General features: G+C 64.1%; 15 protein-coding genes. 8 read left to right on the top strand and 7 right to left on the bottom strand.

Features of this window, described 5'->3' with window-relative positions:
* Positions 1-14 precede the first annotated feature (14 nt).
* Positions 15-905: a class A beta-lactamase gene (bla, locus tag ABIE32_RS04900; protein ID WP_429014438.1), complete on the top strand. Its 891-nt coding sequence runs from the start codon at positions 15-17 to the stop codon at positions 903-905.
* Between the two features lie 21 nt (positions 906-926).
* On the opposite strand, the gene argA is transcribed toward bla, so the two are convergent.
* On the bottom strand, positions 927-2,273 hold the full coding sequence (argA, locus tag ABIE32_RS04905; protein WP_429014440.1) for an amino-acid N-acetyltransferase: 1,347 nt from the start codon (positions 2,271-2,273) through the stop codon (positions 927-929).
* A 285-nt stretch (positions 2,274-2,558) separates the two neighbouring features.
* On the opposite strand from argA, the gene ABIE32_RS04910 reads away from it, so the two are divergent.
* Both ABIE32_RS04910 and ABIE32_RS04915 read left to right on the top strand, forming a co-directional pair.
* Positions 2,559-3,539, top strand: a complete 981-nt coding sequence (locus ABIE32_RS04910) for a Bug family tripartite tricarboxylate transporter substrate binding protein (RefSeq protein ID WP_429014442.1) — start codon at positions 2,559-2,561, stop codon at positions 3,537-3,539.
* 89 nt (positions 3,540-3,628) lie between these two features.
* Entirely contained in the window at positions 3,629-4,246 is a 618-nt protein-coding gene (locus ABIE32_RS04915) for a flavin reductase family protein (RefSeq protein WP_429014444.1), read from the top strand.
* Positions 4,247-4,335: 89 nt separating this feature from the next.
* Here the strand turns inward: ABIE32_RS04915 and ABIE32_RS04920 are convergent, their stop codons facing one another.
* From ABIE32_RS04920 to ABIE32_RS04930, 3 genes are all read right to left on the bottom strand, one after another.
* Positions 4,336-4,644, bottom strand: a complete 309-nt coding sequence (locus ABIE32_RS04920; RefSeq protein WP_429014446.1) for a pentapeptide MXKDX repeat protein — start codon at positions 4,642-4,644, stop codon at positions 4,336-4,338.
* A 93-nt stretch (positions 4,645-4,737) separates the two neighbouring features.
* Positions 4,738-5,520, bottom strand: a complete 783-nt coding sequence (locus tag ABIE32_RS04925) for a molybdopterin-dependent oxidoreductase (RefSeq protein WP_429014448.1) — start codon at positions 5,518-5,520, stop codon at positions 4,738-4,740.
* Positions 5,517-6,179, bottom strand: a complete 663-nt coding sequence (locus ABIE32_RS04930) for a cytochrome b/b6 domain-containing protein (RefSeq protein WP_429014449.1) — start codon at positions 6,177-6,179, stop codon at positions 5,517-5,519. The genes ABIE32_RS04925 and ABIE32_RS04930 overlap by 4 nt, the downstream gene beginning before the upstream one ends.
* A 95-nt stretch (positions 6,180-6,274) precedes the next feature.
* Between ABIE32_RS04930 and ABIE32_RS04935 the strand changes: the two genes are divergently transcribed.
* From ABIE32_RS04935 to ABIE32_RS04945, 3 genes are all read left to right on the top strand, one after another.
* The gene (locus tag ABIE32_RS04935) at positions 6,275-6,985 is read left to right on the top strand and encodes a winged helix-turn-helix domain-containing protein (RefSeq protein ID WP_429014451.1); all 711 of its coding nucleotides are present in this window, start codon (positions 6,275-6,277) and stop codon (positions 6,983-6,985) included.
* On the top strand, positions 6,982-8,478 hold the full coding sequence (locus tag ABIE32_RS04940) for a sensor histidine kinase (protein WP_429014453.1): 1,497 nt from the start codon (positions 6,982-6,984) through the stop codon (positions 8,476-8,478). Before ABIE32_RS04935 ends, ABIE32_RS04940 begins: the two co-directional genes overlap by 4 nt.
* Positions 8,479-8,567: 89 nt before the next feature.
* Entirely contained in the window at positions 8,568-9,386 is an 819-nt protein-coding gene (locus tag ABIE32_RS04945) for a glycine-rich domain-containing protein (protein WP_429014454.1), read from the top strand.
* Positions 9,387-9,395: 9 nt separating this feature from the next.
* On the opposite strand, the gene ABIE32_RS04950 is transcribed toward ABIE32_RS04945, so the two are convergent.
* From ABIE32_RS04950 to ABIE32_RS04960, 3 genes are read right to left on the bottom strand one after another with little or no spacing between them, the layout of a single operon-like run.
* Positions 9,396-9,596: a DUF2783 domain-containing protein gene (locus tag ABIE32_RS04950; protein WP_429014455.1), complete on the bottom strand. Its 201-nt coding sequence runs from the start codon at positions 9,594-9,596 to the stop codon at positions 9,396-9,398.
* An 11-nt stretch (positions 9,597-9,607) separates the two neighbouring features.
* Positions 9,608-11,356: an FAD-dependent oxidoreductase gene (locus ABIE32_RS04955; protein ID WP_429014457.1), complete on the bottom strand. Its 1,749-nt coding sequence runs from the start codon at positions 11,354-11,356 to the stop codon at positions 9,608-9,610.
* A gap of 26 nt (positions 11,357-11,382) precedes the next feature.
* Positions 11,383-12,339 (bottom strand): MBL fold metallo-hydrolase, encoded by a 957-nt coding sequence (locus ABIE32_RS04960; RefSeq protein WP_224152075.1) that lies wholly within the window; start codon positions 12,337-12,339, stop codon positions 11,383-11,385.
* A 235-nt stretch (positions 12,340-12,574) separates the two neighbouring features.
* Here ABIE32_RS04960 and ABIE32_RS04965 point away from each other — a divergent pair, with 235 nt between their 5' ends.
* A complete protein-coding gene (locus ABIE32_RS04965; protein ID WP_224152076.1) occupies positions 12,575-13,381 on the top strand; it encodes an IclR family transcriptional regulator in 807 nt (268 codons plus the stop codon).
* Positions 13,382-13,552: 171 nt separating this feature from the next.
* The gene (gene hrpA / locus ABIE32_RS04970) at positions 13,553-17,704 is read left to right on the top strand and encodes an ATP-dependent RNA helicase HrpA (protein WP_429014459.1); all 4,152 of its coding nucleotides are present in this window, start codon (positions 13,553-13,555) and stop codon (positions 17,702-17,704) included.
* The last annotated feature ends 20 nt before the right edge of the window (positions 17,705-17,724 follow it).

A 17,724-nucleotide genomic window follows, 5' to 3' on the forward strand; every position in this document is an offset into this window, starting at 1 on the left:
AAGGATTGAAGATCATGAAAAGAAGAAAGTTTTTCTTGGCTATCGGCAGTGCCGGCATGGTGGCTGCAGCGCATGGGAAATCTCCAGCGCCCAAGGCGGCGGTCAGCGAGACCCAGCGCAGCTTCACCAGTGCCATGCAGGCGATCGAGCAGCGCGTGGGTGGGCGCCTGGGCGTGGCGGTGCTGGACACGGGCTCAGGTCTATCCCTGGGCTGGCGGCAGGGTGAGCGGTTCCCGATGTGCAGCACCTTCAAGATGCTGCTGGCCGGACAGGTGCTGTCCGAGGTCGATGTGCGGCGCGAGCGGCTCGACGCCGAAGTGCGGTTTGACCGCTCCATCCTGGTCGAGCATTCGCCGGTGACGGAAAAGCACGCCGGCATATCGCCGATGACGGTGGCGCAGCTGTGCGATGCGGTGATGACCATCAGCGACAACGGGGCGGCCAACCTGCTGCTGGACCGTGTAGGCGGGCCAGCGGGTTTTACCCGCTATATGCGCAGCTTAGGCGATACGGTGACGAGGCTCGACCGGATCGAACCCGCCATGAGCGAGTCGCGCCCGGGCGATGTGCGTGACACCACCAGCCCCGAGGCCATGCTGACCAGCATGCGCGCGCTCACCCTGGGCCGTGCCCTGAGCGTGACCGGGCGCAAGCAATTGGTGGACTGGATGCTGGCCAACAAGACCGGGGACAACTGCCTGCGTGCAGGCGCCAAGGGCTGGACGGTGGCCGAGAAGACTGGCTCAGGCCCGGGCACCCGCAATGATGTGGGCCTGCTCTGGCCGCCCGGTGGCGGCGCGCCGATTCTGGTCACCAGCTTTCTGACAGCCACCAAGGCAGAACCCCCGGCCCGCGATGCAGTGCTGGCCAGCGTTGCGGCGCAGATCGTCCAGCAATGGGGCTGACACTGGGGAGCGTTGGCAGGTCTACAGGTACTTGACCAGCACCTGGCTCTTGCGGCTCCAGTTGTACTTGGCCTTGCGCTGCTCGGGCAGCCAGTCGGGGTCGACCGGCTGGAAGCCGCGCTTGATGAACCAGTGCATGGTGCGGGTGGTGAGCACGAAAATGCTCTTGAGGCCGATGGCGCGGGCGCGCTGCTCGATGCGTTTGAGCAGCTTTTCCCCATCGCCCGTGCCCTGGCTTTGCGGCGAGACGGTCACGGCCGCCATTTCGCCCGTCTGTGCCTCGGGGTAGGGATAGAGCGCCGCGCAGCCGAAGATCACGCCATCGTGCTCGATGATGGTGTAGGCGGAAATGTCGCGCTCGATCTCGGTGCGGCTGCGCTTGACCAGCGTGCCATCCTTCTCGAAGGGCTCGATCAGCTGCAGGATGCCGCCCACGTCGTCGGGCTTGGCTTCGCGCAGTTCTTCGAGGCGCTCGTCAATGATCATGGTGCCGATGCCATCGTGCACATACACTTCCAGCAGCAGTGCGCCATCGGTGGCAAATGGCAGGATGTGGCTGCGCTCCACGCCGTCCTTGCAGGCCTTGACGCAGTGCTGCAGGTAAAAGCCCACATCGGTGGGCAGGGTGGCAGGCGGCAGTTCGGCCAGCAGCTTCTGCGCAACATCCAGTGGCAGCTCGGTATCGATCGGGTTGTCCTCGCCCTCAGGCTCCAGCGGCTTGAGGCGGATGCCCGGCACCTCGGTCAGGAACATCAATTTGTCGGCCTTGAGCTCGATGGCAATGCGGGTGGCGACTTCTTCCATGCTCAGGTTGAACGCCTCGCCCGTGGGCGAAAAGCCAAAGGGCGACACCAGCACCATGGCACCCATGTCGAGCGTACGGTGGATGCCGCCGACATCGACCTTGCGCACCAGGCCCGAATGCATGAAATCCACGCCATCCACAATGCCGACCGGGCGCGCGGTAACAAAATTGCCGGAGATGACGCGCACCGTGGCCCCGGCCATGGGCGTATTGGGCAAGCCCTGGCTGAAAGCGGCCTCGATCTCGAATCGCAGCTGGCCCGCAGCTTCCTGGGCGCAGTCCAGCGCAACGGAATCGGTCACGCGGATGCCGTGCGAATAGCGGGGCGCGTGGCCTTTGGCAGCCAGTTGCTCGTTCACCTGCGGGCGAAAACCATGCACGAGCACGATCTTGACCCCCAGGGCCTGGATCAGCGCCAGATCCTGCGCAATCGATTGCAGCTTGCCTGCCGCGATGGCTTCACCGGTGATCCCCACCACAAAGGTCTGGTTGCGGAACTTGTGGATATAGGGTGCCACTGAGCGGAACCAGGGCACGAAGGTGAAATTGAATACAGCGGACATTGGGTGGCGTGGAGTATCTCGGTGGCAAGTGACCTGGCCTGCGTGGGGAACTGCAGGAATTCGTCAATACATTCGTTGGCCGCTATTGTTATACAAACCCAGGCCCCGCGTGCACAAGCGCCGCGCTTTGTGCCACTGAAAAGGCGGAAAAACTGTAGCCTATGCGATACGCCGTTTTCGCCCTGCGGAAGTGGAGGTTTGGCAAACGCAAACCGCACGGTGCACACAAAGCGCGGGCCTGCCCCGATGATGGCGGTTTTGAAAAACCAGAACCGGAGACAAACCATGGCCATCTTCAATCGCCGCCAACTGCTGGCCCTCGGCGCCTCGCCCCTTGCTGCCGCGCTGCCCTGGCAGGCGGCGCACGCGGCAGACTACCCCAGCAAGCAGGTGAAATTCATCGTGCCATTCCCACCTGGCGGGCCGGTGGATACCACGGCGCGGGCTTTTGCCGTGCCGTTGGGGCAGTTGTGGGGCCAGGCCACCTTTGTTGACAACCGCGCAGGCGGCGGCGGGATTGTGGGTGCCGAAGTGGCCGCCAAGCAGGCGCCCGACGGTTACGGCCTGTTTGTGGGCGCCATCCACCATTCGGTCAACCCTTCGCTGCATGCCAAGCTGGGCTACGACATTCAGAAGGACTTTGCGCCTATCAGCTTTGCCGCCATGTTCCCGGTGTTCCTGGTCGTCAACCCCAGCGTGCCGGCCAAGAATGTGAAAGAGTTGATAGCCCTGGCCAAAAAGCCGGACAGCAACCTCAGCTTTGCCTCGTCCGGCAATGGTGGTGGCACGCACCTCGCGGGCGAGCTTTTCAACATGCACGCGGGCACCAAGCTTTTGCATGTTCCATACAAGGGCAGCGCTCCGGCCATGACCGATGTGCTGGGTGGCCAGGTGGCCATGATGTTCAGCGACGCGCCGTCGGCCATTCCCCACATCAAGACTGGCAAGGTGCGGGTGCTGGGCGTGGCCAGTCCCCAGCGATCGGCGCTGCTGCCCGATGTGCCCACCATTGCAGAGCAGGGCCTGCCCGGTTACGACGCATACTCGTGGGCTGCCCTGTTTGCACCGGCAGGTACGCCCAAGGATGTGATCGCCAAAATCAACGCTGATTTCAACAAGGTGATGCGAGACCCGGAGGTCAAACAGCGCCTGTATGTGGCAGGCGCCGAGGCCGACCCCGGCGCACCCGAGGACATGGCCAGGCGCCTGCAGTCCGAGATGGAAAAATGGGCCAAGGTGGTCAAGGCGGCAGATATCAAGATCTGAACCTGGGCGCCCCATGCCGGGTGAGGCCGGGTGGGGGCCAGAGGGTATCTGCGCTGCACAATAGGGCGATCTGAAAGCAGTGTAAAACTATGAATTCAATAGCAGGTACCGAACAACAGCTGGGCGCTGAAGCCTATTTTCAATCTGTTCCGCTGGAGAAGGCCTACCGGCTCCTCAACCATGGGCCGACGGTTCTGGTGTCTGCCCAGCACGCGGGCGAATGCAATGTGATGGCGGCCGCCTGGGCGTGCGCGCTGGATTTCAGCCCGCCCAAGGTGACCGTGGTGCTGGACAAGGCCACCAGAACCCGGGCGCTGGTGGAAGGCAGTGGGCGCTTTGCGCTGCAATTGCCCACGGTGCCGCAGGCTGCCATGACGGTGGAGCTGGGTACGGTGAGCGCCCTGCAGCAGCCGGACAAGCTGGCGCAATCGGGCGTGCAACTGTTCTCTGCGCCTGGGCATGGCACGCCCCTGGTCGCCGGTTGCGCAGCCTGGCTGGAGTGCCGCCTGATCCCAGAGCCACACAACCAGCAGGCCTATGACCTGTTCATTGGCGAGGTGACGGGCGCCTGGGCCGACAGCCGTGTGTTTGCCAACGGCCACTGGATGTTCGAGACCGCTCCGCCCGAGCTGCGCACCCTGCATTACGTGGCAGGTGGGCACTTCTACGCGACGGGCGCAGCGGTGGTGGTGCCGTCGCAGCCCTGATGGGCCTTGAGCCCGGCCAAGGCGCGGCTGCGGTGTTGTTCGGCCAGAACGGACCGTTGCGATAGCGACGTTCTGGCCAAGACCCAGGGTTACTTGCTCATGCCATCCTTGGACATGGCGTCTTTGCCCATGGCGTCCTTCTTCATGGCGTCCTTACCCATGCTGTCCTTGGACATGGCGTCTTTGCCCATGGCATCCTTACCCATAGCATCCTTCTTCATGGCGTCTTTGCCCATGGCATCCTTACCCATGGCATCCTTCTTCATGGCGTCCATGCCCATGGCCGATGGTTTGTCCATGCCCATGGCATCCTTGGCCATCGGATCGGCTGCGAATGCGGAAGCGGTGCCCAGAGCCAGGCACAGGGTGAGCGCGGTGGTGGTGAATGCGTTTTTCATGATGGAACTTTCAAAGCTGAGGTTGCAGGAAACGGCAGAAGCCGTGGGGAGAAAACGGCATGTGCCGTGGGGAAACGGAAACGCTGGCAGTCATCAGCTGCCGCCGAACCAGTTGTAGCCCTGGTCTTCCCAGTAGCCACGGTTGTAGGTGTTGCTCACGAAAATGGCTGTGATGTGCTTGGGGTTCTTGTAGCCCAGCTTGGTCGGCATGCGCAGCTTCATCGGAAAGCCATAGCGGGGCGGCAGCGGCTGCCCGTCCCAGTCAAGAGCCAGCAGCGTCTGCGGATGCAGGGCCGTGGCCATGTCGATGCTGGTGTAGTAGCTGTCGGCGCATTGAAAGCCGACGTAGCGAGCGCTCAGATCGGCGCCCACGGCGCGCAGGAAGTCGCCAAAACGCGGGCCACCCCACTTGCCGATGGCGCTCCAGCCTTCCACACAGATGTGGCGCGTGACCTGGCTGTGCTGGGGCAGGGCGCGCAGCTCGTGCAACTGCCAGCGGCGCTTGTCGGCGACGAGGCCGGAGACTTCCAGCCGGTAGCTGCCCGCATCCACGCGCGGTACCTCGCTTTCGGCATAGAAGGCATTGAATGGGAAGGGGCGCGCGATCATCGAGTCGGGGTAGGTCGGCGCAAGGCGCGAGCCGTCGAACAGCCAGCCCTGCACGGCATCGTTGACGCGGGAGATGCGTGTGAGCGCGGCTTCGGCAGTGGCGCTGTCGTCGATGCGGCAGCCGCTGAGCAAGGCAAGGCCGCCCAGCGTGAGTCCGCGCCTGAGGAATTGTCTGCGCGCATCCTGCGGCAGCTGTTTTGTGATCAGCTTGCGTGCCTCGGACACGACTGCGTCCGCGTTATTACGCTGCCAGATGAATGGGTTCATGCTGCGCTCTCCTGTTGTGTTTTGCGTCGCAATGTGGAGCGGCCCAGTAGCATGGTGAGCAGCGAACGTGGCACCAGCACGACCATGGCGATGTGCACCGCGATGAAGCCGACCAGCAAGGCCATGGCTATGAAGTGAATGCGCCGCGCCATCTCGTAGCCGCCCAGCAGCTCGCGCAGCAGCGGAAACTGCACTGACTTCCAGATCACCAGGCCGCTCACCACCAACAGCACCAGGTCTGCCACGGCAAACAGATAGGCCGCGCGCTGCACCTGGTTGTAGTGGCCCAGGTCTGCGTGGGACAGCCGTGCGGTCAGTGCAAGCCATGCATCGCGCAGCACGCCGCGCGGCGAGACGGGGAACATGCGCCGTGCCCAGCGGCCGGTAAGCAAGTTGAGCAGCAGGTAGGCGAGGCCATTGAGAACCAGCAGCCACATGCCGGCAAAATGCCATTGCAACGCGCCGCCCAGCCAGCCGCCCAGGGTGATGCCGGCGGGAAAGCGGAAATCGCCAAAAATGGGCGAGGCGTTGTAGATGCGCCATCCGCTCATCACCATGACCACGACGGCCACGGCATTGAGCCAGTGGGTGATGCGCAGCCACAGTGGTTGCAGTGGCCTGTGATGAGGGGGCGAAGCTGATGGGGTGTGCTTTGGCATGGGTACATTGTTCGGCGCGCCTGTTCCCGAAGTCCTCACCAAAAGTTCAAAAAATCGTGATACTTGCCCGCGCCCTTCTGCGAGAGAATGGGCCGATGGACACCCCCAAACGCATTCTGATCGTCGAAGACGACGAACACATCGCCGAGCTGCTGCGCATGCACCTGAGCGACGAGGGCTTCGAGGTCGAGCATGTGGCAGATGGCCACCTGGGCCTGGCCGCCGTCGAGCGTGGCGGCTGGCATGCGTTGGTGCTGGACCTGATGCTGCCCGGTGTGGATGGCCTCGAGATCTGCCGCCGCGCGCGAGCCATGGCCTATTACGTGCCGATCATCATCACGAGCGCGCGCTCCAGCGAGGTGCACCGCATCCTGGGGCTGGAACTGGGCGCCGACGACTATATGGCCAAGCCGTTCTCCGTCATGGAACTGGTGGCCCGCGTGCGGGCGTTGTTGCGGCGCAGCGAGGCGCTGGCCCGCAACGCTCGGCTGGAAGCTGGCGTGCTGGCGCTGGGCGGTCTCAGCATCGACCCGATTGCGCGCGAGGCGCGGGTGGACGGGCAGGCGGTCGAGCTCACGCCGCGCGAGTTTGATCTGCTGTACTTCTTTGCACGCCAGCCTGGCAAGGTGTTTTCCCGGCTCGATCTGCTCAACCAGGTCTGGGGTTACCAGCACGATGGTTACGAACACACCGTGAACACGCATATCAACCGGCTGCGCACCAAGATCGAGAAGAACCCGGCCGATCCCCGACGCATTCTCACCGTCTGGGGCCGTGGCTACAAACTCGTGGAGGAAGCCCTGTGATTGAAAGCCTGTCGCGCCGTCTACAGCGCCTTTCGCTGTCGCAGCGGCTGTCTTTCGTATTCGTGGCGCTGCTGCTGGCCTGCTGCGCGGCGTCGGTTGCCCTGCAGATGCGCGGCAGCGAGCGCCATGAGCAGGAGGTCATCCAGCGCCTGTCGCTGGACCTTGCGCCGCAGATTGCGCTGTATCCGGAGCTGATGGAGCCGCAGGGCTTCAACCCCACCGCAGTAAGCGGCCTGTTCGACAAGCTCATGGCGGTGAATCCGAGTGTTGAGGTGTATTTGCTGGATGCTGCAGGCCGCATCCGTTCGTATTCGGCACCCGAAGGTGCCGTCAAGCGCGAGCAGATCGATCTTGCCCCTGTACACCGCCTGCTGGGTGGCAGTGCATTGCCGGTGTTTGGTGATGACCCGCGCAGTCCCCAGGGCCACAAGGTGTTCAGCGCTGCACCGCTGCAGCTGGCGGGCCGCGACGCGGGCTATGTGTATGTGATTCTGCAGGGTGAGAACCGCGAGACATTGGCCTCGCGTGTGAATGCGGGCAGCGCGGCAAACGCCATGCTGTGGTCGATGGCGCTGGTCGCCTTGCTCGGTACGGTCGCGGGGCTGGCGGCGTTCCGCCTCATCACGCGCCCACTGCGTGCACTGGCCGATGGTGTGCGCGGGCTGGAAGTCAGGGGCCTGTCGTGGCTGCCGCAGGCCAGGCCCTTGCTGCACCGCGCGGCGCGTGGCGGCGGCGAGATGGCCTTGCTGAGCCAGAGTTTCGAGCGGCTCGCAGAGCGCACCGAAGAGCAATGGCAGGCGCTGAGGCAGCAGGACGAGCAGCGCCGCGAGCTCTTTGCCAATCTGTCGCACGATCTGCGCACGCCGCTGACGTCGCTGCACGGCTATCTGGAGACGCTGCGCATGAAATCCGAGGTGCTGGCGCCGCACGAGCAGGGCCGCTACCTTGACATTGCACTGGAGCAAAGCCGCAAGGTGGGGCGCCTTGCGCAGGAGATGTTCGAGCTCGCGCGGCTGGAGTACGGCGTGGCCAAGCCGGACATGGAGCAGTTCTTTCTCACCGATCTGCTGCAGGATGTGTTCCAGAAGTTCGAGTTGACCGTGCAGGCCAAGCAGCAGCGCCTGATGGCCGACATCGCACCCGATCTGCCCCCGGTGACAGCCGATCTTGCGATGATGGAGCGCGTACTGGTGAACCTGATCGACAACGCGGTGCGTGCCACGCCAACCGGCGGAGAGATCACGGTGGGGCTGCAGCCGCATGCGGCCGGAGGCATTGAAGTGACAGTGCGCGATACCGGCCCGGGGGTATCGTCCGCCTTGAAGAAGCATTTGTTCGAGCGCCCGGTTGCAATGGATGCCGCATCACAGGGCGCGCGCGCAGGAGGTTTCGGGCTGTTGATCGTGCACCGCATCCTGCAGCTGCATGCCAGTAAGATACGGCTGGTGCCGGAGGCCGGTAGCGGAGCGGTCTTTCACTTCGTGCTTCGATGATTGCAGCCTGTACAGGAGCAATGGCGATGGTTGAAGGCACCGCGTAAGGGCTTCAACAGGCTAAGAACCTGTTCAAAGAGGTGTTCTGGATGTATCTGGTTTGGCTGGCAGGTGCGGTGGCACTGGTCGTTGGGGTGTGGTGGCGCAGGCGTATGGGGCGCTCTCGCTTGCGGCAGCAGCGTCTGCGCTATGTGCAGGCCTATGCATTTCAGCCACGCTACTACGATGCGCTGCGCGTTGCCTATCCGAGGCTGGACGCGGAAGGCTACAAGCACGCAGAGCATGCGCTGCGCCAGTTTTTCGTCATGCATCTGCTGGCACCTGGCGAGCGCTTGCTGATGCCTTCCAACCTGGCAGATGCGCTCTGGCATACCTTCATTCTGGATACGCGGCGCTACCAGCTGTTCTGCCACCAGGCGTTCGGGCAGATGTTCCACCATATTCCATCGCATGACATGCCCCCTTCGGCAGGTGCCGCAGGCGAGGCGGGCCGAGAGCGCATGCAGGCCACCTGGAATGCGGCAATGGCGTCGAAGCGCTGGCTGCCACTGGCCATGCTGGGAGGCATACCGCTTCTGTTTGCACTGGACGCCCACAGCGGCATTGAAGGAGGGCAGCGCTTTGCCGAGGCCGATCTGCGCTATTGGGCGGTGCAGTATGCAAGGATGGCATCTGCCGCCAATGCAGACGCATCAGGCGGCAGTGCGGGCTCCGGTCAGTCAGACAGTCAGAGCAGTGGGAACTCGGATTGGAGCACCAGCGATCAGTCGTGTGCCAGCACGCGCAGCGCGGGCGGCGATGATGGCGGCAGTAGTGGCTCCAGCGCTGGCTCCTGTGACAGCAACAGCTCCAGCTGCAGTGGCTGCAGCTGTGGTGGAAGCAGTTGCGGCGGTGGCGGCAGTGACTGATGCGGGCCTTCAGCGTGCATCGCCAGCAGGCAGCCGCGCGGCTGCGAGGGCTGCTTGCAGCACCTCGCTGTCGCGTACATGCTGGGCCAGCAGCAGGATGAGGCGGGCGTTGAAGGCGTGGCTGTCTTCTTCGGTCAGTCCCTGGTGGGCTTCCAGCAGGGATTGGTAGAAGTCATCGCTGCCCGGCCAGGGCGTCTGGGTATCAAACATGGGCTTTTCCTTCATACCGCGCAGGCCTGCGCTGCGGCTGTTGGCGTATCGCAGAGACCGTGGCCCAGCGCCCGGGCCATGGCGGCGGTGATGGCTTGGGCATCGGCACTGCGCCAGCGGGCGCAGATGTGCTGGTCGGGTCGCAGCAGGTACAGGGTGCCGGTCTGGGCACCCAGGCGCTGCGCCAGCAGGCCCTGGGTGTCGTGCAGCGCATGGCTTGCCTGGTGTGTCTGGGTGCTCGGTTGGTCGCCGATGCTGATGGTTTGCAGGCCGGCAATACCTGCAGCCCAGGCGGGCGGCGGGCCAAAGCACAGCAGGTTGAAATCCGGCCCCAGCTCGCGCAGGATGAAGCTGTGGCGTCCGGTGCGTGCGCACTGTACGGGAGCGTCCGGCAGCACGGCGCCCAGTGGTGCGGCGCTGGCAAAGCCGGGCGTTGCATTGCCCGGCTGGTGCAGCGGGCTGTGCTGCAGCACCGCGGGCACGGACAGCCGCCCGCTGTTGACCATGCGGCGCGCAAAGCCATGGTGCTGGGCCAGTTGCAGCACGGCCTTGCGAAAGAGGTGGCTGATGGCGCTCTTGGGGGTGATGAAATCGGTCGACCGGGTCGAGTTCAGAATGTTCTCGTCGGCCGCGTATTCGCGCTCGCTGCCATAGGTGTCGATCAGGCGGGCAGGTGCGTCGCCGCGCACTACGGCGTCGAGCTTCCAGCCCAGGTTGTCGGCATCCTGCACTCCGCTGTTGGCGCCGCGTGCGCCAAAGGGCGACACGCCATGGGCGCTGTCGCCGGCAAACACCACGCGGCCATGCACGAAGCGATCCATGCGCTGGCAGGCAAAGGTGTAGACGCTGGCCCAGACCAGTTCCACATCCACATCGGGCCCGAGCATGGCCTCGATGCGAGGAATGATGCGCGCGGGCTGCTTTTCCACCTCGGGGTCGGCATCCCAGCCCAGCTGGAAGTCGATACGCCACACGCCATCGGGCTGCATGTGCAGCAGCACGCTCTGGCCCGGGTGGAAGGGCGGGTTGAACCAGAACCAGCGCTCGCAGGGGAAGGGTGCGCTCAGGCGCACATCGGCGATCAGAAAGCGGTCCTTGAAGACCTGGCCGTGCGTCTCCAGCCCCAGTGCGCGCCGCACGGTGGAGCGCGATCCGTCGCAGGCCACCAGCCACTGCGCCTGCAGGTGGTAGCTGCCCTCGGGTGTCGATACTTCAATGGCTGCGCCACCCGCCGTGTGCTGCACCTGCTCCACCTTGTGCTGCCAGCGGATGTCGATCAACGGCAATTGCAGCGCGCGCTCCACCAGGAAGGCCTCGGCATAGTACTGCTGCAGGTTGATGAAGGCTGGGCGCTCGTGGCCGGCCTCGGGAAGCAAGTCAAACTGGTAGACGGGATCGGTGGCAGCGCCTTCAAAGACCTTGCCCACCTTCCAGGCCACGCCTTTTTGCACGGCCCGCTCTCCCACGCCCAGGCGGTCCCAGATCTCCAGTGTGCGCTTGGCAAAGCACAGCGCGCGCGATCCGGTGGAGAGGTGTCTGTCATTGTCCAGCACCACCACAGGCTGGCCGCGCTGGGCCAGATCAATCGCAAGGCTCAGGCCAACGGGGCCTGCCCCTACGATGACGATCGGGTGCTGGGTGGGGGTTGCTGCATCCTGATCAGGGCTGCGCAGGTACGGAAACTCCATCGCCTGCAGGGCATCGCCGTCGGCGTGCTGCAGTTGATCGAGCAGGGATTGGCGGACAGCGGCATCTGGCATGGCGGCTCCTGGCGGTGGATGGGGAATCAGCCTTCCAGTGCCTGCCACATGGCTTGATCGCGCTCGGCTGTCCAGATGCGAGGGTCCGGGTACTGGGTGGCCTCGTCGTAGGCACGGGTCACATCAAACGGCATGCAATGGTCAAAGATCACCCATTGGCCGTACTTGGGCTGCAGCGCGGCATAGGCTTCCTTGTAGGCCAGCTTCAGGTCCTTGCCGGCCTGGGCGCTGGCGGCAATGCTCTGGTACAAGTCCTGGATGAAGCTGCGCGTGCCCGCTAGACCGGCTGCGACCTGTTCGGGGGTCTTGAGTGCCGCCCCACGGCCAGGCACCAGATTCGCGGGCTGCAGCGCGGCAATGGCGTCCAGCGTGTGCGGCCAGTCCTTGAAGTAGGCATCGCCCGCGTATGGCGTGGCGTCAAACTCCACCAGATCGCCGCTGAACAGGGTGCGCTCACCCGGCAGCCAGACGACGGTGTCGCCCTTGGTGTGGCCACGGCCGAGTTGCAGGATCTGTACTTCCAGCTTGCCCAGCCACAGGGTCATCTTGCCGGTGAAGGTGATGGTGGGCCAGGTCATGCCTGCAGGCACGCTCTCGACGTTCTGGAACAAGCGCGGAAAGCGGCCGATCTCGCTGGCCTTATCCTGCTCGCCACGCTCCACGATGAGGTCGTAGGTGTCCTGGCTGGCAATGATGTGCTCGGCGCCATAGGCCGATGCCCCCAGCACGCGCACCGCATGGTAGTGGCTCAGTGTCACGTAGCGGATGGGCTTGTCGGTCACTTCGCGGATGCGGCGGATCACGTCCTGCGCCATCACGGGTGTGGCCTGGGTGTCGATCACCATCACCGCGTCATCGCCGATGACGATACCGGTGTTCGGATCGCCTTCGGCGGTGTAGGCCCAGGCATGCTCGGACAGTTGCTCGAACGTCACCTTCTTCACTTCGGTGTCGGCATGGGAGGCAAAGGTTTTGGTATTCATGGCGGGTGGTGAATTTGCTTTTGACAAATCAATTTGGTTTAGTTGAATTAATTGTCGATCAAATATTTGTTTTTGTGTAATGCATTTGATAATGGTTAATACCTAGTGCGCGGTCGGTGCTGCCTTGGCACGCTCTGGCACAGGTAGCTGGCATGGGCGTTGGTGCAATGCATTGCTGCACAATCTGCGCTGCTGCCCATCCTTATTCTTCTCTTCCATCTTCTTGACGACTGCGATGTCCCTTCAAAATCCGTCCACACACTCCGCGCCCCTGCCTGCCAGTCGGCAACGGGGCATTCAGAGCGTCGAAGTGGGCGGCCAGCTGCTGCTGGCGCTGGTGCGTGCGGGGAGCAGCCTGGCGCTCAAGGATCTGGCGGCGCAGGCCGGCATGACGCCTGCCAAGGCGCATCCGTATCTGGTCAGCTTTGGCCAGCTGGGTTTGGTGGTGCAGGATGCCGCAGGTCTGTACGGCCTGGGGCCGCTCGCGTTGCAGATGGGGGCGATTGCACTGCAGCAGGCCGATCCGGTGCAGGTGGCCAGCAGCGCGTTGCCCGAGATTGCGCAGCAGTTCGGTTGCTCGGCATCGGTGGCGGTATGGAGCAGCCAGGGGCCCATCATCGTGCACAGCGTGCAGGGGCCGCAGCAGGTGAATGTCACCATGCGGCTGGGCATGACTGCGGCGCTGTTCGAGACGGCCACGGGCCAGGTGTTTTCGGCCCTGTTGCCTGCGGCGGAAGTGGAAGCCGTGGTCAGAAACCAGGGCCTGCTGCGGCCGTGGCGCAGCGCGGCATTGGCGCAAACTCTGCAGGCCGTGCGAAAAGAGGGCATTGCCGAGGTGCGCGATGTACTGATTGAAGGGGTGACTGCGCTCGGTGTGCCGGTGTACAACGGCCTGGGCCAGCCAGTGGTGTGCATTGCGGTGATTGGCCCGCACGCACGCTGGCAGGCCTATGCCCAGCGTGCGGGCAGCGCTCCGGCTGCTGACTGGCTGCGCGAGCGCGCAGCGCGCCTGTCGGCGCAGTTGGGGTTCTATCCACGCTAGTTCTGCAGAAAGTCGGCCTGCAGCGTACAGCCTGTGCGCGCATGGCTATCAAATTTCATAGCAATCACTGCTTGACGAGTTGGTGCTCCGGGCGCAAGACGCCTGCCCGCCGCAGGGCGTTGGCTGTACGCGCCTGCGGGCTGGGCCGCGGGCGCGGATAATACGCCGCTTATGTCTTTGCAGATCACGTTTCCCGAATCGCTCCCCGTCTCCGCCCGCCGTGAAGAAATCATGGAGGCCATGGAGCGCCACCAGGTCATCATTGTTTGCGGCGAAACGGGGTCGGGCAAAACCACGCAGCTGCCCAAGATTGCGCTGGCGCTGGGGCGTGGAAAGCTCAATGCAACGCCCAATGATAAATGGCCCCCACGCTCCTCCGCTGCGCGTGATTCGCTGCCCCCCGAGGGGGCGCTTTCCATCTTGGGGCGGCCCGGCGATGGAAAAAGCGAAGTGCGCGGTCACCTGATCGGCCACACGCAGCCGCGCCGCATTGCAGCCAGCAGCGTGGCCAAGCGCATTGCCGAAGAGCTGAACACGCCGCTGGGTGAGGTGGTGGGCTACAAGGTGCGCTTTCAGGACCGTCTGTCCAAGGACGCCTCCGTCAAGCTGATGACCGACGGTATCCTGCTGGCCGAAACACAAACTGATCCGCTGCTCAGGCAGTACGACACCCTGATCATCGACGAGGCGCATGAGCGCAGCCTGAACATCGATTTTCTGCTGGGCTACATCCGCCAGATTCTGCCCAAGCGCCCGGATCTGAAAGTGGTGGTGACTTCGGCCACCATCGATGCGGACCGCTTTGCCAAGCACTTCGAGTCCAAGAGCGGGCCCGCGCCGGTCATCATGGTGTCTGGCCGCACCTACCCGGTGGAGATGCGCTACCGCCCGTTTGAAGATGCCAAGGACTATGACCTGAACGACGCCATCGCAGATGGTGTCAATGAATTGTGGCAAGGCGGCAGCGGGGGCGACATCCTGATCTTTCTGCCCGGCGAGCGTGAAATCCGCGAGGCGGCCGATCACCTGCGCAAGCACCTGCAGCACTCGCCGGTATTGCGCAACGCCGAAGTGTTGCCGCTGTTCTCGCGCCTGTCGCAGGCCGAGCAGGATCGTATTTTTGAAGGCCACACCGGCCGGCGCATCGTGCTGGCCACCAATGTGGCCGAAACCTCGCTCACAGTGCCGGGCATCCGTTATGTGATTGATGCAGGAACGGCGCGTGTCAAGCGCTATTCATTCCGTAGCAAGGTGGAGCAGCTGCTGGTTGAGCCCATCAGCCAGGCGGCGGCCAACCAGCGGGCGGGGCGTTGTGGCCGCGTAGCCAACGGCATCTGCATTCGCCTGTATGACGAGGCAGATTTCAACAGCCGCGCGCGCTTTACTGATCCGGAAATCCTGCGCTCGTCGCTCGCCGGCGTCATTTTGCGCATGAAGGCGCTGCGCCTGGGCGATGTGGTGCATTTTCCGTTTCTGGAGGCACCCTCGGGCCGCGCGATTGCCGATGGCTACCAGCTGCTGCAGGAGCTGGGCGCGGTAGACGACCAGGGCGAGCTGCTGCCCATGGGCAAGGAGCTGTCGCGCCTGCCGCTGGACCCGCGCGTGGCGCGCATGATTGTGGAGGCGCGCGAGCGCGGTGCGCTGGCCGAGGTGCTGGTGATTGCAGCTGCATTGAGCGTGCAGGACGTGCGCGATCGCCCGCTGGAGGCCCAGCAGCAGGCCGACCAGCAGCACGCCAAGTTCGACGACGAGAAAAGCGAATTCAGCGGCTACCTGCGGCTTTGGAAATGGCTGGCGGATGCGCGCGGCGGTAAGGTGGTGGCCAAGACCCGCAAGGAAATGGCCGCGCAGGCTGCGCCCGTCAAGGGCCTGGCCAACCTGCGCAATGCCGCCTTTTTGCCGGTGGCCCAGCGCAGCTCGGGTGCAGCTGCCGTGGCGCAGACCCAGCAGGCGCCGCTGGCAGCCTTCACCCCGCAGGACGCCGTGGCCGATGAAGCCACGCACAAGCTCAGCAACCGCCAGTGGGAGCAGTTGCTGCGCCAGAATTTCATCAACATCCGCCGTGTGCGCGAGTGGCGCGATATCCATTCGCAGCTGCTCACGGTGGTGAACGAGCAGCGCTGGCCGGTGAACCAGGACGCAGCGGGGTACGAGGCCGTGCACCTGTCCATGCTCTCGGGCCTGCTCGGCAACATCGGCTTCAAGACCGACGAGGGCGATGGCTATCTGGGCGCGCGCGGCATCCGCTTCCACCCGCATCCGGGGGCGCATCTGTCGAAAAAGCCAGGGCGCTGGATCGTGGCGGCCGAGCTGGTAGAGACCTCGCGCCTGTACGGCCGTGGCATTGCCGCCATCGAGCCGCAATGGCTGGAGCAGGTGGGCGCACACCTGCTGCGAAAGCAATTGCTCGATCCGCATTGGGAGAAGAAGCAGGGCGAGGTGGCTGCCTACGAGCGCGCAACACTGTATGGTTTGGTGGTGTACAGCCAGCGCCGCATCAGCTATGGCAAGATTGATCCACAGGGCGCGCGCGACATCTTCATCCGCCAGGCCCTGGTGGAAGGCGATTGGGAAACGCGCCTGCCGTTCCTCGCCGCGAACCAGAAGATGATCGCCAAGGTCGAAGAGCTGGAGCACAAGAGCCGCCGCCAGGACGTGCTGGTGGACGACCAGTTGATCTACGCCTTTTACGACCAGCAGATTCCGCAGGACGTGTGCACCGGCCGCGCGCTGGAGCGCTGGTTCAAGGACGCGAGCGCGCAGAACCCGGAGCTGCTGCGGCTCTCGCGCGATGAGTTGATGCGCCACGAGGCTGCGGGCATCACCACGGCATCCTTTCCCAAGACCATCAAGCTGGGCGGAGTGGATTGCACGGCCAGCTACCTGCACCAGCCGGGCGATCCGCGCGATGGCGTGACGGTGACCGTACCGCTTTTTGTGCTGAACCAGGTGAGCGAAGAGCGTGCCGAGTGGCTGGTGCCGGGCATGCTCAAGGACAAGATCCAGGCCCTGCTCAAGAGCCTGCCGCAACGCCCGCGCAGCCGTTTTGTGCCGCTGGCCGAAAACGCGCAGCGCCTGGCCGAGTTGCTGGGCGCGGGCGAGCGCTTTGGCGACGGAAGCTTGACGGAGGTGCTGCTCAAGCAGGCGCGCGATGAGACCTCGCTCGACATCAAGCGCGCGGATTTCAAGCTCGACATGCTCAGCCCGCATCTGTTCATGAACTTCCGCATCACCGACGAGCACGGCCGCCAGTTGGGCCAGGGCCGCAACCTGGGTGCATTGAAGGCCCAGTGGGGCGCCAAGGCGCGTGGCGCCTTCCAGGCACTGGCTTCATTAAAGATAGCGGGCAGCGCCGGTGAGTTGGCGGGTTCAGATGAAAAACCAGCTGAAGCGAGCGTAAAGAAAGCGCAGCCTGCTCCTGAAAAGGAAGCCGCCCAATCACGCAAGGCGCAGCAGGCGCCCAGCATGCCAGCGGAGGCGCGCCACACGGACTGGAGTTTTGGTGAGCTGCCTGAGTTGATGGAGATCAAGAAGGGCAGCCAGACCCTGATCGGTTTTCCCGCGCTGATCGACCATGGCAGCGCCGTCGGCATCGAGGTGTTCGACGAGCCCGAGGTGGCCGCGAGCCGCCACGCGCTGGGCCTGCGGCGCCTGTTTGCACTGCAGATCAAGGATGCGCTCAAGTACCTGGAAAAGAACATTCCCGATCTGCAGAAGATGGCCGTGGCCTACATGCCGCTGGGTACGCAGGAAGAGCTGCGCGAGCAGATCATCAATGTGGCCATTGACCGCGCCTTCTTGCAGGAGCCGCTGCCGATGAATGCCGAGCAGTTCAAGCAGCGCGTGCAGGACGGCCGGGGGCGCCTGACCCTGATCGCCAACGAGGTGGCGCGCATGGCCGCCGGCATTCTGCAGGAGTACATGGCGGCGGTGCGCAAGATCAAGGACACCAAGAATGCGCCGGACGCCACGCAGGACGCGCAGCAGCAGTTGCAGAAACTGATGCCCAAGAACTTCATCGCCGTAGCGCCTTGGGCGCAGCTGGGCCACTATGCGCGCTACCTCAAGGCGATCACCGCGCGCCTGGACAAGTACCGCGCAGACCCAGCCCGCGACGCCACCAGGCAAAAAGAGTTGCAGCCGCTGGAGCAGCGATACTGGCGCCTGGTGGCCGAGCGCAAGGGGCAGGTGGATGCCCGCATGCAGGAATACCGCTGGATGCTGGAGGAGCTGCGCGTGAGCTTCTTCGCGCAGGAGCTGCGCACGCCATACCCGGTCAGCACCAAGCGGCTGGACAAGGTGTGGGCCCAGTTGCAGCAGTGATGGTGCAGCGCCGTGCCACC

It is taken from the genome of Comamonas sp. 4034, assembly GCF_050434545.1.
Lineage (GTDB): Bacteria > Pseudomonadota > Gammaproteobacteria > Burkholderiales > Burkholderiaceae_C > Comamonas > Comamonas odontotermitis.

Excerpts from the sequence above, each read along its gene's own strand:
- ABIE32_RS04910 (WP_429014442.1), top strand. The coding sequence starts at position 2,559 with ATGGCCATCTTCAATCGCCGCCAACTGCTGGCCCTCGGCGCCTCGCCC.
- bla (WP_429014438.1), top strand. The coding sequence starts at position 15 with ATGAAAAGAAGAAAGTTTTTCTTGGCTATCGGCAGTGCCGGCATGGTG.
- ABIE32_RS04930 (WP_429014449.1), bottom strand. The coding sequence starts at position 6,179 with ATGCCAAAGCACACCCCATCAGCTTCGCCCCCTCATCACAGGCCACTG.
- ABIE32_RS04955 (WP_429014457.1), bottom strand. The coding sequence starts at position 11,356 with ATGCCAGATGCCGCTGTCCGCCAATCCCTGCTCGATCAACTGCAGCAC.
- ABIE32_RS04925 (WP_429014448.1), bottom strand. The coding sequence starts at position 5,520 with ATGAACCCATTCATCTGGCAGCGTAATAACGCGGACGCAGTCGTGTCC.
- ABIE32_RS04935 (WP_429014451.1), top strand. The coding sequence starts at position 6,275 with ATGGACACCCCCAAACGCATTCTGATCGTCGAAGACGACGAACACATC.
- ABIE32_RS04945 (WP_429014454.1), top strand. The coding sequence starts at position 8,568 with ATGTATCTGGTTTGGCTGGCAGGTGCGGTGGCACTGGTCGTTGGGGTG.
- hrpA (WP_429014459.1), top strand. The coding sequence starts at position 13,553 with ATGTCTTTGCAGATCACGTTTCCCGAATCGCTCCCCGTCTCCGCCCGC.
- ABIE32_RS04950 (WP_429014455.1), bottom strand. The coding sequence starts at position 9,596 with ATGTTTGATACCCAGACGCCCTGGCCGGGCAGCGATGACTTCTACCAA.
- ABIE32_RS04920 (WP_429014446.1), bottom strand. The coding sequence starts at position 4,644 with ATGAAAAACGCATTCACCACCACCGCGCTCACCCTGTGCCTGGCTCTG.
- ABIE32_RS04960 (WP_224152075.1), bottom strand. The coding sequence starts at position 12,339 with ATGAATACCAAAACCTTTGCCTCCCATGCCGACACCGAAGTGAAGAAG.
- ABIE32_RS04965 (WP_224152076.1), top strand. The coding sequence starts at position 12,575 with ATGTCCCTTCAAAATCCGTCCACACACTCCGCGCCCCTGCCTGCCAGT.
- argA (WP_429014440.1), bottom strand. The coding sequence starts at position 2,273 with ATGTCCGCTGTATTCAATTTCACCTTCGTGCCCTGGTTCCGCTCAGTG.
- ABIE32_RS04915 (WP_429014444.1), top strand. The coding sequence starts at position 3,629 with ATGAATTCAATAGCAGGTACCGAACAACAGCTGGGCGCTGAAGCCTAT.